Annotated in this window: 5 protein-coding genes; 1 reads left to right on the forward strand and 4 read right to left on the reverse strand. The window is 56.2% G+C overall.

The features are described from left to right. Positions 1–361: 361 nt before the first annotated feature. The 4 genes from F4V58_RS10790 to F4V58_RS10805 all read right to left on the reverse strand — a co-directional run bounded on the left by F4V58_RS10790 (position 362) and on the right by F4V58_RS10805 (position 18453). A complete protein-coding gene (locus F4V58_RS10790; protein ID WP_075735892.1) occupies positions 362–10162 on the reverse strand; it encodes a SpaA isopeptide-forming pilin-related protein in 9801 nt (3266 codons plus the stop codon). Between the two features lie 1460 nt (positions 10163–11622). Further along, a complete protein-coding gene (locus F4V58_RS10795) occupies positions 11623–13320 on the reverse strand; it encodes a VanW family protein (protein WP_245802989.1) in 1698 nt (565 codons plus the stop codon). Positions 13321–13598: 278 nt separating this feature from the next. Continuing rightward, the gene (locus F4V58_RS10800; RefSeq protein WP_150385800.1) at positions 13599–16451 is read right to left on the reverse strand and encodes a hypothetical protein; all 2853 of its coding nucleotides are present in this window, start codon (positions 16449–16451) and stop codon (positions 13599–13601) included. A gap of 802 nt (positions 16452–17253) precedes the next feature. Beyond that, entirely contained in the window at positions 17254–18453 is a 1200-nt protein-coding gene (locus F4V58_RS10805) for a glycoside hydrolase family 3 N-terminal domain-containing protein (RefSeq protein ID WP_075735896.1), read from the reverse strand. A 61-nt stretch (positions 18454–18514) separates the two neighbouring features. Between F4V58_RS10805 and F4V58_RS10810 the strand changes: the two genes are divergently transcribed. Further along, positions 18515–19009 carry a universal stress protein gene (locus F4V58_RS10810; protein WP_075735898.1) on the forward strand — a complete coding sequence of 165 codons (495 nt, stop codon included), beginning with the start codon at positions 18515–18517 and terminating at the stop codon, positions 19007–19009. Positions 19010–19014: the final 5 nt, after the last annotated feature.

Below are 19014 nucleotides of genomic sequence, written 5' to 3' on the forward strand. Positions count from 1 at the left end.
AGGACATGACACGCTAGATGCCCGTCCTTAGCACCCGGCATAAACCCCAGAACCAACAAAACCGAACACCCGAAGCGATCCCCTTTTAAAAAGATGGAATCCCTTGCGGACTCGCAACGGCCCACGCTGTCCGGGCCGAAGACTCCGTCACCGCCCCAACACACCGGGAAAACCTGCAGAGCCGGACACCTTTAGCGCAAAGCCTTGGCCAAATTGGCCAAAAGGGGTCGGGATCTGCAGTCTCCACCGCCATCTGTCCCTACGGGGTGCCCGCAAACGCCGGTTCCAGGGAGCGGAGCAACTAAAACCCGCCACAGCCTTGGAAAGGCTGCGGCGGGGTTAGGTTAGTTGCCGTCGGGGTCTAGTCGCGGCGGCGGCGAAGGAACAGGAGGCCCAGGCCGCTGAGGATGAGTGCCAGCGCAAGGCCAGCTACCAAGCCAACGTTGGCACCGGTGTTTGCCAGTCCACGCCCAGAAATGGATGTCGGTTTCTCAACTGCAGTGTCCGCGGGGCTCTTCACTTCCGAAGTACCCGGTGACTGCGGTTTATCCCCACTCGGATGCGGCGGGGTGCCGGAAGGAGATTTCCCGCCAGAAACGACGCCCTTAATCCAGTCCAGGAATCCGCCTGAGCCTGAAGGTGGTGGCGTGTCTTCAGGGATCGGCTTGTTGGTCACGGTGCCGGCGTCAACAACGGTGCCATCGGTAGTAACCTCGACCTCCACGGCAGCGTCTTTGGACAGCTGGTAGCCCTTCGGAGCCTTGGTTTCAACGATCCGGTAGGTACCGAATTTAAGATTCGGGAAGGTGACCACGCCATCCTTGTCGGACTTTGCGGCTGCCAGGACCTTACCGGGTTCGACGCCATCAACGCTAAGTGCGGAGACTTCAAACTCTGCACCGGCCAGCGGCCGCTTGGTGTCGGCGGCAATCTTGTGAACCTCAACGGTACCCCGGATTGGTTTGTTGGCAATCTTTCCTAGCTCAACCACCTGACCGTCAGAGTCGATGGTTACCTCGAATTCTTCGGCGTTGAGCACGTAGCCCTGCGGTGCCGCCTTTTCACGCACTAAGTACGTGCCAAAGGTACGGTTGAGGAAGGTGACTTCACCATCAGCGTTAGAGCTTTGCGTATCCAGCGCAGTGGACTGTCCACCCTCGCCTTGAGCGAAGATTTCAAAGACTGCACCGGCCAACGGCTTACCCGTCTCGGAATCAACCTTCACAGCGTGGACGCTTCCACGGGTGTGCTTGTTGTTCACCACTCCTAGGTCAACGGTCACGTTGGCCTCGGTGACTAGGACACCCAGTGGGCGGTCAAGTGGTTCGAATCCCTCGAGGGGTTTAATCTCCTGTAGCTCATAGGCTCCGTAGCGAACATCTTCGAAAGTGACGCGTCCGTCTTCACCGGTTACGCCCCGGTATGCCGGGGTCGCGTCAGCCGCGATGGTTCCATCCTCGCCGGCCAGGAACAAACCGAATTCAACGCCGGGTAGAACTGCGCCAGCCTCGGACTGCTTCACTGCAGTCACCGTAGCGCGGATAGCGTTATTGAGTACTTCGCCTGCGTCGGTGACCGGTGATGTAGCACCAACCACTACGTCCTTGGTCTCTGCCGATAACACGAAGCCCTCCGGCGCGACAGTCTCTTTCAGCACGTAGGTACCCCAAGGGACATCGGTGAAGGTAGCCTTGCCAGTTTCACCGGTGGTTGCTTTCAAGGTGGCTGCATCAGCTACGCCCTGCTCCGTCTTGAGGAACAATCCAAACTCGGCCCCGGAAAGAGCACGCTGTCCGTCCTCGGCCTCGCCAGATTTTTTGACCACGGAAACCTCACCCAGGATCTTTGTGTTGGTGACCTCACCTGCGGCGACAACCTCGTTCTGGGGGCCTAGCTCAACATCAATAACCGTACCGGACTTGGTATAGCCAACAGGCGCGGCAATCTCCCGCAGCTGATAAGTTCCCCACTCCACGTCGATGAATGTAGCAAACCCGTCTTCTGCACTCTTTGCCTTAGCAACCGGAACCGTTTGGCCTGCGGCAAACAGCCCGAACTCTGCACCAGCAAGCGGCGCCCCTTCGGCGTCTACCTTAGACACAGTAACGGTACCTGGGATGCGCGGGTTGGCCACCTCTCCCAGGTTAACCCGTTCCTGATCGTTGACTACAGCAGCAGTCAACTGTTTCTCGGTGGCGGTCCAGCCCTGCGGCGCAGCGGATTCGACCACTACGTACTCCCCATACAAGACATCCGCGAAGGTAAGCGTTCCATCCTCCCCACTGGTCTGGGTATCCAGTGCTGCCTGGGAATCGGCGGTGTCAGCGCCCTTCGCAAACAGCAAGAACGTGGCACCGCTTAGCGGATCCCCGGTGGTCTTGTCCGTCTTGGTCAACGTGATGGACCCGCGAATGGGGACGTTAATAACCTCACCCAGATCGTAGGTCTTGTCGTGCTCAGTCACACTGACGGCCAGGTCCTCCCCGTAGGGCAGGTAGCCCTCAAGTGGTGCCAGCTCCCGCACAACGTACTCACCGTAAGCAACATCAACGAACTTCACCTTCCCGTCCTCGCCAGAAGTTTGACGGGCAACCGGAGTAGCCAGATCATCCTTCGCGAAGAGCCCAAACTCAACACCAGGCAGAACAGAGCCGTTATCAGACTTTTTCTCCAACTGGACAGCGCCCCTGATGCGGGCGTTTTTGATGCTTCCAGCATCGACGTTAAGGGCAGTCGCGCCAACCGTAACTTGCTTACTCTCGGTACTAAGCAGCCACCCTGTCGGCGCGTTGGTCTCCTTGAGCACGTAGGTGCCCCAAGGCACCACTTCGAAACTCACTACGCCGTCATCACCACTAACCGCCGTCACAGACGGAGATTCAGAAGCAACACCGTTTTCATCCACGGCAAACAGCCCAAACTCTGCACCAGCAAGCGGCGCCCCTTCGGCGTCTACCTTAGACACGGTAACGGTGCCTGGGATGCGCGGGTTGGCCACCTCGCCCAGGTTAACCCGTTCCTGATCGTTGACTACAGCAGCAGTCAACTGTTTCTCGGTGGCGGTCCAGCCCTGCGGCGCAGCGGATTCAACCACTACGTACTCCCCATACAGGACATCCGCGAAGGTAAGCGTTCCATCCTCCCCACTGGTCTGGGTATCCAGTGCTGCCTGTGGGTCGGTGGTGTCAGCGCCCTTCGCAAAGAGCAGGAACGTGGCACCGCTTAGCGGATCCCCGGTGGTCTTGTCCGTCTTGGTCAACGTAATGGACCCGCGAATGGGGACGTTGATAACCTCACCCAGATCGTAGGTCTTGTCGTGCTCAGTCACACTGACGGCCAGGTCCTCCCCGTAGGGCAGGTAGCCCTCAAGAGGTGCCAGCTCCCGCACAACGTACTCCCCGTAAGCAACATCAACAAACTTCACCTTCCCGTCCTCGCCAGAAATTTGACGAGCAACCGGAGTAGCCAAATCATCCTTCGCGAAGAGGCCAAACTCAACACCAGGTAGAACAGAGCCGTCGTCAGATTTCTTCTCCAACTGGACAGCGCCCATGATGCGGGCGTTTTTGATGCTTCCAGCATCGACGTTAAGGGCAGTCGCGCCAACCGTAACTTGCTTGCTCTCGGTACTAAGCAGCCACCCTGTCGGTGCGTTGGTCTCCTTGAGCACGTAGGTGCCCCAAGGCACCGCTTCGAAGCTGACTGCGCCGTCATCACCACTAACCGCCGTCACAGACGGAGATTCAGAAGCAACACCGTTTTCATCCACGGCAAACAGCCCGAACTCTGCACCAGCAAGCGGCGTTGCGTCCTCACCGAGCTTGGTGAGGCTAACGCTAGCGTCCCGGCGGTCGTTCGTCACTGTACCTAGTTCAATGGTCTCTTCGTCGTTTTCAACGTTGGCCTCAAGAGGTGTCGTCGTTGCGGTGTAGCCAGCCGGTGCTGCCTTCTCGCGGACGATATACTCGCCGTACACACGGTCAGCGAAGGTGACGGTTCCATCCGCCGCCGATGTCTGCGTGTCGAGTACTACATCCGGGTTATCCTTAGCCACCAGTTCAAACTCGGCGCCGGCCAGCGGGGCCTTCGAGGTAGCGTCGGCCTTAGCCAGGGTAATGGATCCACGGATCTGGTTGTTAGTTACGTCATCGAGCGTAACTTCCTGGCCGTCGGTCGAAATCGTGACCTCAATGTCCTGTCCCAGCGGCACGTAACCTTCCGGAGTCTGGATCTCACGGAGCTTATAGGTCCCGTAGAGGACGTCAGTGAAATTGACCTTACCGTCTGCGCCCGAAGTCGCTTCGTAGGCGGCGGCGGTCTGCCCGTCCTTGAAGAGCCCGAACGTCACGCCTGGCAATGGCTCGCCAGATTCGCCCTTATCGGACTTCTTGGTGAAGGTGACCGAACCCCTGATTTGGGTGTCGGTAATCACTCCCGCATCAACGACCACCGTGCCGGACTTCTGATCAAAGTTCTGGGCACCGATGGTGACGTCAATGGCCTTTGTTGAGAGGGCGTACCCCTCCGGCGCAGCGATCTCCCGGACTTGGTAATTTCCCCACTCCACGTCGGTGAAGGTGACGGTGCCATCCTGCGCGTCGGTGGTTTGAGAGTCGGTCTGAACAGTAAACTCCCCTTGCGCGTCAGGGGCGAAAAGCCCGATTTCCGCGCCGCCTAGAGGCGCGGCCGCTTCGTCTTGCTTGGTCACCGTGATCTGGCCCGGGATCCTCTCATTGGTCACCACTTGGGTAGCCGGGGAAAGGTTCTCCGCGCCCACTTTGATAGTCACCACGTCCGTGGAAGGCCGGTAGCCTGCGGGCGCGGCGGTTTCGGTGAGTTCGTAGGTACCCCACTCCAGGTCCGCGAAAGTAACTAGGCCGTCTTCGCCCGTCTCCGCTGTCCTGGTGGCGGGATCCATGAGCGCACCGCCGCCGATGCCAGCAACATGCTTGAGCTCAAAGCTCGCACCCTGCAGGTTCGCGTTGTCGGTGGCGTCAGCCTTCCTGACGGTCACCGTACCGGGCTTGCGGACGTTGTCCACCTCACCCAGGTTGTAGGTCAATTTATCCGCCGTTTCAGCCGCGCTCGCTAGGGCGCCCGGGCCGACTTCAATCTGGCGGGTGAATCCGGGGGCATCGGCAGTAATGTCCGCATACCCGGTGGGGGCCGTTACCTCGGTGACGGTGTACACGCCCGGGGCAACATCGGTGAAGCTCACGGTGCCGTCTTCGCCGCTTACTGCACTAACAGCGTCTTCTGCGGCCTGGCCCGCTTTGGTCAGGGTGAACGTAGCTCCTTGCAGCCCTGCCTTCGTGGCGGAATCAACCTTCTTCAGGTTAATGACACTTGGCTTGGGTTGGTTGATGAAAGGCTCGGTTATGTTCACTGCTAGATGGTCAGCGTCTATCACAACCTCCAGTGCAGTCTCCGAGACTAGATATCCAGCCGGAGCACTGATTTCCTTGAGGACGTAAGTTCCCCAGTCAACATCCGTGAAAGTGAGGTTGACTGCTTCAGCGGTGCTGGTCGCTTTATACGCGGCGGTTTCAGCTACGTCGTTGTTCTCCCCGGTCACGGCGAAGAGTCCGAACTCTGCGCCCTCCAGCAGTTGACCGTTGGCGTCGTGCTTAATCGCAGTTACGGTACCCAGTTTCTTCCGGTTCTCGACCTGCCAAGGTTTACCTCCAGGTGGGCTAACCAGTGTGGTGGAGCCGTCCTCATTAGTAACTTTCTCTTGGAACCCGTCTTCGCCCAGGACGAAGGTCCGGGGCTCAGTGGCGGCCTCGTAGCCGTTTGGAACCGTCGATTCAGTCAGGGTGTATTCACCCCACGGGACATCGGGGAAGGCCACAATTCCGTCTTCGCCGCTCGTAACACTGACCCGCAACTGGGAGCCGTCTTCGCCAGTTTCTTGGCTAACCAATTCAAATGTTGCCCCGGCCAGGGCGTTGCCATCTTGATCAACCTTGTTGATTCTGACGTCATCGATTGATAGGGCATCTACAACGGTGGTTTCAATAGGGGAACGGTTTCCGTCAGCGTCGACTTGAATATCGCTGTTGTCAACAGTGATGTCCCTTGAATCAGCTTTCTTATGGCCTGCTGGAGCCGTAACTTCAGTCAGCGTGTACTGGCCGTAAGGAATATCGGCAAAAGTCGCCTTCCCTTCTGAGTCAGTGGTGACGGTCCACACCCGTTGAGTGGGTTCTACTACAGCTCCGTCTCCCGGCTTTTCGCTTTCTAGCCAGTTCTTCCACTCAAGGGTAAATTCAGCTCCTGCTAGTGCACCGCCACCCACAGTAGAGGTTTTGGTCAGGATAATGTTCCGCGTACCAGCCAGACCAGCGTTGCGCTCAGCAAAGCGGTTTGCTGGGTTCAGGTCAATGCCACCGGCAACGCCGTTGTTGTCTACGTCGCTGACGGCCGGGCTATCCGCACCCGGCGTGCGGTCCGCGTGGGTCCAGAAGAAGAACTGGGCTTCATCCTCCGCAGTCTTGGCAAACTCTATACGGCGTTCTCCGCCACGGGGGAAGACCACGCGGTCATATGCGCCGGCAGTTCCTTGGACAGGGTTCTCACCGTTTGGGTCAGTTACTACTTCCCCGTCGGCGTTCACCAATTTCCACTCGTGTTCAGGCAGGAGGTTCTCGCCTTCATCGCGGATGCCGTTGGCGTTGAGGTCGCGGAACACCACGCCAGCAACTCGGTAGCGGACTGGCTCAGAAGTAACTTCGTTACCTTCTAGGTAGCCAGCGTTATTTTCAGACACTGCAATACCGGCTACTGCGCGGACACCGTCTTCAACGTCTGCCATAGTTTTCCCGTAAAGCACTGGCTCGTCGTAGGGCATCTTGGCCCTAAGAACCAGGCGGGCTGACTTGCCGGAAGCCAGGATACTTCCAGGCTTAAGGTCCATTTTTACTGCGGTGACTGCGCTCCAGTCGGTGACGTCGGCAGCGGCCACCCACGTGGCGTCCGTGGTAATAGAGTCAATCCGTGGTGTCTGCTTAGCCGTGGTGAAAAATACCTCGTACTGATCACTGATGTCATCACCCGCTTCATCAACTATCCTCACGACCGGAGAGTCCGTACCTTCGACCGGCTGTAGTGGGGTACTAAAACCCGAGTAAGTATGAGTAGCACCTTCAGCATCGGTCCACGTTACTGGGGGATTTTCCCCGTCAGGGGTAGCCAGCTTGTAGTCCTCCGTTGTAGGCAGGACGCCGAGGAGAGAAATATTATTCGAGTCGGTATAGGAATTATTAACCACATTCAGACGGTAATAAAGGTCCTCGTCCAGGTCCTGAGGCGGGGCGTTGAACACCCATCCCTGGTTATCGTTATGTGAAACTTCAATCCTGGTGACAAGCTGACGTGGCCCGGTGACCAGAACCTGGCGGCGCGCCTCTACGAAATTTTCGGTTGTGTCACCATCCCGGTCGAGATCCTTTTCATCTGGGTAGACAGTACCGCCGCGATCTGATTCCGTAGCAGTAATCTGCTTCGAGTTATCCCACACGGTGTAACTCTTAATGGTGTTGAGTCCAATCTCCGCGTGGCGGCCAAAGTCCAGGTTCAGCATGGTTGAATAACTGTCACGGTAAGGATGGTTTGACTGAGGTTGCTCAACCACAACATCCCCGAAGGAATAGATGATGGCAGTCTGCCCGGTGCCGTTGAAATTCTCCACCACCTCCGGTTCGCCTTCACCCCAGTGCAGAGAGTTATCGTAGATCTGTCCCACGGTGTTTGCGTACTCTACTCCGGCGGGAAGTAGGACTATCTGGCGAAGATTCTCAAGAGTCTGCGGCAGGCCACCCCAATCGCCCTTCGGCTGGGTTTTCACCATAATAGTCTTAACGCGGGAGCATTCAGCGGGGACAAGTTCAACGCCTTCACAATTATTGTAGGACGTTGTTTGGGTTTCAGGCTTAAATTTTGCATGGACCGCCTTATAGTCCCGACCTTTCACATCCGTGAATTTCGTGGAGAGAATTTCCATGCTGAGTTTTGGATTAATTCCCACTACTCTTACAGCATTGTAGGGCTCCTCAGTTTCATGGTTAGACCAGCGCGTCTTGTCACCGTATTCGTTAAAATAGCCCTCTTGACCCTCCGCATAGGGCTGATATACCTCGCCCGTCGGACTATCTTGTGTGATAGTGGCCTTCACGCGGTTTTGATAGGTCTTTTGGTTGTCTTCGATTTCCCGGTTTGCCCACAGCTCGGATTCCGCCGCAGTAGGGAACGCGTGTATATGGAAGGGAAGCTGGACATCGTTAAGAAGAATTGGGGCTTTGTATTTCACCTTGATTGCAGTGAACTTGCGCGCGGTGTCTTTGATGGCCACGCTTTGACCCACCTTGACGTCCTCCGCTAGGAGCTCCTCCGATCCATCTGCAAGGATGCCGTAAACAAAGTTCCCGGTCCCGTCAATGGTTTCTATCACTTCTTCTTTAGTCTTGTCGCTAGTGGTGGTAAGCCACTTCAAGCCAAAGTGAATCTCTTGGTAGTACAGTCCTTCTGACAGCCCGAAATCCGTAAATTCGTGCAGGTAGTCAACCTTTCCACCGGTGGGGTTCTGAAAGTCAGTACCGTTGTTGTTTTGCTTTATCATGATTCGCCAGGCTATTCCCGGGAGCTGTTTCCGCTTTTCTGGCGTATAGATACCGGGGCTAACGTCTTCGGGATTCACATAGCTACCACCGTTGGAGTAGATAACGCCCTGCCGCCAGCCGAATGCTAGGGCTTTTCCGTCGTAGACGTAGTCATGAGTCTTGTAACGGGCGGCGTCATAAGCTTCATAGCTGGGGACTGTTGGGTACTTGTACATGGAGACCTGACGGTCACCGCGGAAATCCTTAATGCGCGGATTGAACCGTAGGGTTTCCTCATCGTTGCCCGCGTATTTACGCTCGTCGCCCTCTGCATAATTAACATAGGTATTAAGCTGCACGGGATAGTGCTTGAGGGTTGTTCCATCATCTTCGTAGACGGGGAGATTGGGGTAGGTGAGGTTAAGTTCAAGTCCGTAGTTACTCCTTTTACAGTTGAAATCTCTTTCATTTCTTGCCCAGTTCATGGTGCGGGTAAGAACCTTGTGCGCATCCGTCTTCCAGGTCCAGTATTTTGCAGTCCGGGAAAGGAGCTCCGCGCCCTCCGGCGGCGTTATCTCATACGTCACCGACTCTGGGGTGTAAATACCCAGGCCAGCTGGCGGGGCTACCCCATCAGCAGTGGTAGGGTTGGCGCACATGTAGTAGGTGAAGAAGAGCTCAGTCCCTTGCTTAGTTTCTAACGGAGTCTCATTAGTAGCCTGGGCCACATCCCACTGATACTCCAGAACTCCATCCTTCCAGAAGGAATCAGTCTTTCGCCGGAGCCGCAGATCGGTTGCATATTCGTCCGCGACCCTTGCGGTATAAGTAATCTCAAGGGTTTCGGGACCAAAGTTGTCTGCTTCGACCGTCATCGTCGGCGTTACAGTTGTACCATTTGGCGTTACCCCATTGAGGAAAGAAAAGGTAAAAGGCAGACCCAAGTTGCCAGCCTCAGGATTTCCCAAGTGATAGGTCCGGTACCAGGCTTCATCATCTTCACGGGTTTCCATCTCACCTTTAGCCGTGAAATTGGGGCTATTGCCCGGTCCGGATCCGCCGATGACCAACTCACCATCGACCTTGACCTTCGGAACTTTGAGGGTCATCACCAGGTTGCGCACCGGCCCTGAGAAGTCTAGAAACGCGGTGGTACCAATAGCTTCACCTGACCAATACTCAGTTTTATCCTCGCTGATCTCATTTTCAAATCTGTCCGTACTACCAAAATCCATGCGAATCTTCTGGTTAACAGACTGGCTTTCCCTCAAGTCAGCGCGGACGGCCTGCGCTCCAACGTCGCCAGGCGGGGTTTCACTGAGCTCCGGAAGTGGTGCCGGATCAATGTCTCCGGGCCCCTCCTCAGAAACGACTTCCTCTCCTGCTTCTTGCCCTTCAAGCACAGGAACCACTGGGGGAACAGACTCAACCTCAACCAATGCGGGCTGGTCACCCGGCGTTTGGGCAGTAACGGGTACTGCTACTTGAACGAAGAAAAGTGCCCCTATGACAAAGAGGATCCAGGGAATTATAGTGCGCCGCGAGTTGAGAAAGTCAGAGAACATGTTCACAGCGTAATCTAAGGTGCGACTTAAATGCAATACCCCCAACCAGCACTTTTCCGCTAAATCTACATTCCTGGAGGTTACTGAATCCTTTAACTAACAACTTGCCTGGAATTAACACTAGGGGGAAAGCGATTCATATACATATTTATTAAGCCCAGAATTATGAGAACAACCCCAAACAGCGACGTAAGCATCCTCCCCCAGCAAGACCATCACTATATTATTTTATAAATCTTGAGGGTAATCCCCTTAGAACTTCCCGGTTTTACCGATACATGTACAACACCATGGTTTCTCTATTTCTGCCTCTTTCCCCCTTTCAGGGGCAACGAGAACCAGGCCGCAGAGTGCCACGAGGTCAAGGCAGGAACCACCACGAACTATTTACACTTTCTTATAATCAGATAGAAATGAACCAAATGGGCACCAAAAATGTACCACCTGGGTGGTCTAGTTTGTGAGGCTTGTGTGGCGGAGGTCCAGGAGATAACCCGGCCTGTTTCCGTGAGGAAATAACCGACTTGGTGAGACCATGTGGGCGGTCTGGATGGCCGCTGAGACAGGCAAGAAGACCTCAGAATACCAACGCCAATTCCTGAGCTCCCCACCCCGGAAGCTGAAAGGAGAGGTAGCCTTCACACCGAGCTCGAAGAACTTCGTGCCACGGTCCGCGTAGACTCCCCGCGTTTGTGATTCAGGCCCGCCACTGCCAGGACAAAGAGCGGCTTCGCCGCGACTAAGCGTTCAGTTTGCAGCCCAGCACTGTGAGTGAAAAGGTAACTAGCAAACTGTAAAAAGACACATGCCGTCACTTACTATCACTGGCAAAAGTGCTGGTCAACAAAGTGTGAAACTGCGAAAATTATTTTGGACTTTAACGCGGATTTTCCGTACCAATACCTAAAGATGCAGGTAGAAAAAGTGTGAAATCAAAAGTTCTAACTGAAAAAGGAGTTTCACTATTTACACTTAGCGCTTACCCTGGGAACGTGACCTGGGACCTGAATAAGCTAAACACCACCCTCGCCGAACTGCGGGCCTTCGGGGATGACGTACTGAACGCACCCCCCCCCACGACACCCCAAGCCCACACCAAGGGCCTGCCAAGCAAGCCGGGATAGCGAGCGTTAACGCAGACTCTGACCCAAAACACCCGCCGGTACGTTGAGCAAAGAAGCAAGGAGACAGAACTGCAAAAACTGTTGTGTAGTTCGCCGGGCGACTGCCGAACGAAGTGCAAAAACCCTGGTAGGAAAAGTGCAAATCAAAAGTCTAACTTACAAACGCTCCTTCGCTATCTGCGCTTAGGAGAGCATCTCCGGGGCATTTTCCCGGGATTTTGAGGAAACTAGACGGCACGCCAGCCCAACTGCGGGCGCTTGGGGGTGCCCCAACGCCCATCGAGTCCCAAGCGGGTAAGTGCAGAATGGAAAGGCAGGTGGCCAACTATGGGAATTCTAGCCGCACCGCACAATCGGGATGGGGTCGTACACGGTGGTCTGAGTTTCTTGTTTGATGACGTTGCCTGCCAGATCCCGGATGGTGCGGGTATCGGAAGTGGTAAAGCCCGGTGCGCCGGAGGACGGGATGCAGTTATTGGTCACGTTCATAGTGGTGGGTTGAGTTTGCGCCCACCGGCCGTTGTTGGTGGAAGTCACTTCAACGGTTTTGACACCCATCAGCCTGACGGTGATTGAGCCGTTGCCAAAGCTGGTATCAATCCGCACCGGATGGCCAGTGGTGTTCTTAAACTGCAAATCAATGACACCTTCGTAGACGGTGGCCTCACGCCCGGCTGGATAACGGGAAATGTAATAGGAGTGCGGGGTGTGCGTGACATCTTCCATGCCGGCAAAGTACGCGGCGTTGTACAAAGTGGTGGCGAATTGGGAGATGCCGCCGCCCACGGCGGTGCCGGCACGGCCGTTGATGATAATCCCGGACTCCACGTAACCCTGCGCCGCGCCACGGGTACCTGTGTAGCCATTGAGGGAGAACGTCTCCCCCGGGCCCACAATGGCGCCGTCTACTTCTTGAGCCACCAGCCGGATGTTCTCACCGGACGGCCCGGAGAAACCGGAGGTAGTGAACTCACCCGCGACCTCGTCGAAGGTAGCTTTCTGCGCGATTTCCGTGGTGAAAGTTGCAGGAACATCCTTGTAGGTAGCGGGGAAAGTGCGGTCATCGCCAAGAACGCGGTCGCGGAAGCCGTCCATGGTTTGTTCCCAATCAATCTTGACGCCGTCTTGGTGTGGCGTGACTGTCCGGGTATCCCCGCTGAAGGTAAGGCGCGCGTTCTGGGGCTCGATTTCCGATACCCCCAGCTGTTCCGCGATCAATTCCTGCGCGCGCGCCACGTCCACGTCCAGGACTAAGTTGCCCTCATGATTGTTAACAGCCACGAACTGGGCAATGGCCCCACGGTCCAAGACAGCGCGATGATCTTCGCGTCCATTAACCACAATGTCGCGGGAGAAGGCAGCAGTGGCATCCCCGTCCTTCATATTTTTAATTACTTCTTTGTTAATCACCGGTTCGGTCTTCTCCGGCTCTACCACTACGCCTTCTGGGTTCAACCAGTTTTCCACTACTGCAAACCGCAGACTATCTGGTTCAATCCTTTGACCTAGGACTGGTTCAATGACCTTCCAGTCGGCGTCTTCAACTACCAAGGCACCGTCTTGTGGCGCGTACTCCAGCTCCTGGCGCACGCGGTCCAGCTGCGGGTTGAGGGCTGCTTCATCAACAGATATAGCCACGGGAATCTCAGCGGCTGGTTTGAAGAAGCTAGCAATGCGGCTAATCGGGTTGAGTGACGCCTCACCGATCCCGTCAACTGCTGCTTGCAGGTCAAGGCTCAACCCGGATTGCTCTGGCACCAGTTGGCTAGTGCGGTCACCGGCACGAACAGCAACAGGCTTGGCCTCCACGCCACCCAGTTCACGGCTGAGCTTGTCCACGGCGGCGTCGCGGTCCATTGCGGAGATATCCACGCCACCAACGCTGGTTCCACGTGGAACCTTGCCCTGATTGACGGCGACATCTATCCCATATGCCACACCGGCAATGAGCAGGAGACCGAGGATAAGCCCGGCGGTAATGATCCATCCGCGCGCACCTTTGCGCTGCTGGGGTTTGCGTACTGCAGTATTCACACTTGAAAGACTATCGCCCCCGGTATGTACATGTCAGCTCTACCCCCTTAAAACTTTGTAAGAGAGTTCAAAAATTGCATTTTAGGCCAGCGCCTGCCTGGGACTGCCACGCCATACTTTCCTTAAAGAAATCTTTAGCACTTTAGAAATTACGCACGAAACCCCGCTCCAGGGCATAAGCCCTAGGAACGGGGAAGGCATCCACGCTGTTTAGTTCCACGTGCCTACCTGGCGGGGCTAGAGGTGGCCAGCCGCAGCCCTAGCCCCTCTTGCACCTTTTAGGAGTTCTTGCGCCGGCTAGCAAGAACTAGAGCTCCAAGGCCAGCAATCAGCATCAGAAGCCCTAAACCAGCAACGCCAAATACTCCGGCACCAGTCTTAGCCAATGTAGACGGCTTAGCTGCCGTAGTAGACGCGGTTGACGTGGACTTTTTTCGAGTCTTTGAGCCCGACTGTGTGGTTTTCACCTGCGGCGCCTTCACCGTGGAGGCAGCAGGTTTAGACGTTGTGGTAGCTGCCCCGGGTGCGGGGGTAGCTGACATCACCGTGCTCGCCTGAATGGAAGGCTTGGGCTGCGAAGCCTGCGGTAGCCCGTTGGAACTTCCAACTTTGCCAGAAAGCCCACCGGCTATTAGCCCGCCCAGCACAAGTCCACCCAGCCCAATTCCAAGGCCCGTTGCTATATCCTCATCCGATGAGCCCTCAGGCTTACCGCCCGATCCACCCGGCTGGACAGTTGGATCCGGATCTGGCACTACAGGCATCCCGGTCACCGTAGTGGTTTCCGTAATTACTGTGGGAACTTCTTTCGTCTCAGTCACAGTGGTAGTAGCAGTCTCAGTTTCCGTGGCAATGTCCGTCACCGTAGCGGTGTTCGTAACCGTAGCCGTTGCTGTGGCCGTTGCCGTTGCCGTTGTAGGTACCGGCAACGTTTCAGTCTCCGTTGCTGTTTCAGTAGCTGTTTCCGTCTCAGTTGCTGTTTCCGTAGCAGTCACCGTGTTCGTGGCCGTTGCTGTCTCAGTTGCCGTCGCCGTGGCCGTGGCCGTGTTCGTAACCGTAGCCGTGGCCGTTGTAGGTACCGGCAACGTTTCAGTCTCCGTTGCCGTTTCAGTCTCAGTTGCTGTTTCAATCTCCGTGGCAGTTGCTGTCTCAGTTGCCGTGGCTGTGTCGGTAACCGTGGCCGTGACTGTAGTTGGTACTGGCAGTGTCTTAGTCGCTGTTTCAGTCGCAGTTACCGTGGCTGTGGCTGTCTGCGTGGTTGTGACCGTGACAACCTGGTCTTTTTTATAAACATGGAGGTCACCGCAAACGCGGGTGGCTCCGTTTCCATCTTGTTCGAAGGAATCCTCTTTCGGATCAATGTTCGGATAGTCAGCGTCCACGCCTTCTGGTGCGAACACGTGAAACTCATCATCCGCGGACCCAACTGGGCCAAACTTACGGTCCCCACCTACTGGTTTGTTAAGGGGATTCGCAACGCTGGTTCCGGCAATGATTACTCGCTCCGCGTAGGGATTTTCATCGATTGGACCTTCCACAACGTCGCCGTTGCTATCGGTGGTATCCGCGCCACGGTGGTAGTACTTAACGCTGACAGCCGGGGCCCACACGTGTTTATTTCCGTCATCGTTGGTCTTAGATACCTGATATTGCTCACCATCCGGCTGGCATTTATCAAACGCGTCAATCCCGGCATCACGGGAAACAAATTCTTTCAAGGGCTGCCCTTGGGAATTTACGGGTTTGGCGTTGGGGGGAAGATCAACGGCACCACTGTCAATTATGACTTTGATCCCAGCGGGAACACTGTCTTTGCCATCACCTTCGCCGGTGATATCAACCTGGGAATCCCCCGTAACCCTAATGATCTTATCCCCTCCCTTTTTATAGTCGACTCCCAGGGCGTCGCCTTTCAGCACCCCGTTGTGGACATTGTAGGTAGCGCCATCAAATTGAAAATCTTGGTGATCGCTGTCGTCTGACCTGATGTCACTGGTCACCGTACTGTTGTTGATGTTAATGGTGGATCCGCCTGTGTTTAAAGACACCAAAGGTTTCTTACTGAACCACCCAGTGTCCGCCACGGCGTCAGCGGTGGTGACCAAGTCCAGTGTGGAGTCGGTTAGCGTCAGGGTGGTGCCACCTACTATGGAGAAGTTGTAGTCGCGGACGGTTGTAGAGGTCACCTCTGAGTTGATTATTTCCACCGGGATTTCCGAATAGAAAGAAGGGCGCCAGTTTGGCGCTGAGGCTTTAGTAGAGGCTTTCTGCAGGTCCATCCTGACATTGTTAAATACGGCCTTGGTGGTGTCCGTTTGAAAATCACGCTTGGAGAAAATCACCGGCCCTTCGTTGTTTTCCTCACCGGGAGCAACGTTGAGCGTAAGGTCTTTCGCCTCAAAGCTGCCGCTGATGAACTGACCATCAAGTCCATACCCGCCGGTGGGGCCTATGTTAAAGCTGCTGGTATCGCGTCCTGTACCGGCAAAAAGAACATCGAATTTCGGCTTGTTACGGCCGTCTATCTCAACGCCGCGTTTGCCTAACGCTGGAGCTGAGATATTGACCGTTCCGCCGTTGCGGAAAGTAAAGGTGTCGTGGATATTGAGGGCGTTTCTAGTTGGGTCGCTAATTCCTAAAGTCTTTCCGTCATCGACCACAAAGGTAAGGGGCCGGGAAATAGTAAATCCCTGCTCAAACTGTTTATCCACGGTGAACCGGACTGTGTCGTACGCGGGGTCAGCAATGGCGGCTGCCACCTGCTCATGGGTAGTTGATTCCACTACCTCGAAAGTCGCGGCGCTGGCAAAGGCCGCTATGTCAAGGCCCGGCATCTCTTCATTTCCGGAACCGGCTTCTGATGTCTCTAAGGCAATGGGCTTAGGCGTGGGCTCGGAATCCTCACCTGATTGCGCAACGGTTTCAACGCTTTGAGAAGCGGAGGTCGGGGAATCTTCGGAAAGAGACGGAGAGACAGTGACCCCTGGTGTGGCACCCTCCGGAGAAGGGTTTTCCGGAGAAGAGTTTTCCGAAACCGCAGGGGTTCCGGTTTCTGCCCCAGAGTTGGGGCTTGAACTTAGCACCAAGCTAGCGGCCACGACAGTACTCAACGTTCTTTTCTTTATATTCATGGCCGTCACGGTACCCGACATAACTCGCTCCCACAACGCTTCTGAAATTAAATAATGTTTCATAATGGGACGTAGAGAGAACCTTCCGGCCAGTAAGGGTAATTGTGGAGACAACTCTTCAACTCCAGCCGGTGCCAGCGGAGAGTAATCCAGACCGCCCCGCACGGACAAGCCTTAAGCCCTCACAATATGCGCCACAATTCACGTCCCAAACCCCAACTCCAGAGAAAGTCAACAATCGCAACTTATAGCCTTAGAAGGAGATTGTCACCCCGCTAGGAATAGCGGAGGTCCCAAGTAACGTTGATACATGCCCCAAATGCTTGTCCGCAAAAGCCCCTATCCAGGAGCTTGTAGGGGCAAACCCCCACAAAACCTTCACCACTGTTAACTAAGGCAATACCGCGGGAAACACCATCCAAATAGCGCACTGCGCCCATCACGGTAAAAGACTCAACTAATGGATAGCGGTAGAGAGCTAAGGCCGGGCACCGCCAGGAATCCACCAGACGCAGTACATTTACTCCCCCCTCAGTTCGGGGGCCCGCGCAGTACTTCCGGATCTTCCCGGCCCCTGTACCCAAGGGACAAACGGACAAATGTCCTAATTATTTTATGCGAGGAAAAATTTTAAACTTGCAGAAACCCTAGGCAACTGGGGCTGACCCCTATCTGGCCACTGCTAGCTTCACGCCTCAGTAAGAATCTGCCGCCACGCCATCGCAAGCCGCCGGGCAGGTTACGGTGTAAACCGGCGGAGTTAACACACTTCACCGCCATACCCGCACCTGGGACAGAGGAACTATCCAACAGGGTTGAGGCGCCGCTCAATACGCTCGTGCGCAACCGCAAAGCGCTGGGGGTGGATAGCGCCGTTTGCCACGGCTTCAACCACGCGGTCGATGATGAAGTTGATGTCCACATTGGTAGACCACAGCGCTTGATCGGCTCCGGCGGCTAGTGCGGCTACCACGGCTTGGTCCGGGGAGAAATGGTCCGTGATTGCCTTCATACCGGTGAGGTCGTCCGTGTAGGCAATGCCCTCAAAGCCGTGATGGTTGCGCAGTAGGCCGTAGGCGTGGGGATTTAGGCTAGACGGGCTAAGGCCGTCACCCAGGCCGGGCACCACCATGTGTCCCACCATCACGCCGGGCCCGGTTATCTGCGGCAGGACGATGTCGTAGGGGATGAGGTCAGAGCCAAACAGTTCGCCCAGTGGTGGTGTGACTGCCGGAGCGAAGTGGGTGTCACCGGAGGCCCGGCCGTGGCCGGGGTAGTGCTTGAACACCGGCTTGATTCCCGCGCGCTGCAGGCCGCGGGCAAAGGCCGCGCCGTAGTCCCCCACGCGCTGCGGGTCGGTGGAAAAGGACCTATCCCCCACCACCTTGAGCCCTGCGCCGTCAATGTCTAGAACGGGTGCGAAATCCACGGTGATGCCGTGCGAGGCCAGGGTTTGACCAATCCGGAACGCGGTGTCCTCAACCTCCGCCGGGGAGCCCTGCGCCATTATCTGCGGGGAGGGAAATCCGCCCAAGATTTCCGAAAAGCGCTGGACCCGGCCGCCTTCAAAATCGATTGCCACGTCAAAGGGGCGGCCCACTTGGGCACGCAGCGCCCAGATATCGCGTCCCGGCTCCGTTAGCAGCCCCGGGTCCGCCCAACTGGGGATGAAAATCCCGCCCACGCCGGCGTTGAGCTTAAACAGGGCGTCATCGTAGTTAACGGCAGCGGGCATGAGTAGGGAGGCTGCCGCGGCGCGCCGTTGCGTCTCGGGGATTTCGGGGCGTATGGCCGGTGGGGAGGCGACAGGGGAGATACTAGGAAGCGTTTCGACCGAGGTTTCGGACTGCGCCGGCGCAGTATCAGCCGGACTCGACTCCGGGGAGGGAGCTGAACTCTTTGGAGACAGCATATCCGCAGGTTGCGAGGAGCACGCACCGGCTAATGCGGCCACGGCAACTGCCACGGCCGCACTGACGAAACGGGTACGCAAGAATCTCATTGTCTTCTTAGTTTGCCCCAGCGGGACGAAAAATGCACTTCGCACCGGTAGGATTAAGCCCATGAATAACGGTCAGACCATGCTCATTGCCTTTGACGGCTCCGAAGAAGCCGCTCGCGCTTTGGAATACGCTGCAAAATTGTTGCGTCCCGAGGTAGTAGAAATCCTCACGGCTTGGGAACCCGCAGCCTTGCAAGCCGCCCGTGCGGTAAGCCGCACCGGTATGCACCAGTCCACCGTGGGCGCGGAAAGCAATGCGATTGAAGATGACCCGGCCTATGCCGAGGCAAAGGAATTGTGCCGCCAAGGAGTTGCTGTGGCGGAAGGGCTGGGACTGGCAGGGCGCGCGCACTTGGTGGAGGTTTCCACCAACATCGCCGCTGCCATCGTGGAATCCGCCCATGAGCTTGACGTTGACGTCATAGTCACGGGCACGCGCGGATTGACTGGCCTGCGCGCCTGGTGGAACTCCTCCACGGCGGAGCATATTGTGCGCAACTCGGGCGTGCCGGTTTTCGTGGTACCACCCGAGGAAGAGGAAGAATACACGGACTAGCTGGT

The organism is Corynebacterium phocae, assembly GCF_008693075.1.
Classification (GTDB): Bacteria; Actinomycetota; Actinomycetes; order Mycobacteriales; family Mycobacteriaceae; genus Corynebacterium; species Corynebacterium phocae.

Bases quoted from the DNA above. Each gene is read 5' to 3' on its own strand.
- F4V58_RS10800 (WP_150385800.1), bottom strand. From the start codon at position 16,451: ATGAATATAAAGAAAAGAACGTTGAGTACTGTCGTGGCCGCTAGCTTG.
- F4V58_RS10790 (WP_075735892.1), bottom strand. From the start codon at position 10,162: ATGTTCTCTGACTTTCTCAACTCGCGGCGCACTATAATTCCCTGGATC.
- F4V58_RS10810 (WP_075735898.1), top strand. From the start codon at position 18,515: ATGAATAACGGTCAGACCATGCTCATTGCCTTTGACGGCTCCGAAGAA.
- F4V58_RS10805 (WP_075735896.1), bottom strand. From the start codon at position 18,453: ATGAGATTCTTGCGTACCCGTTTCGTCAGTGCGGCCGTGGCAGTTGCC.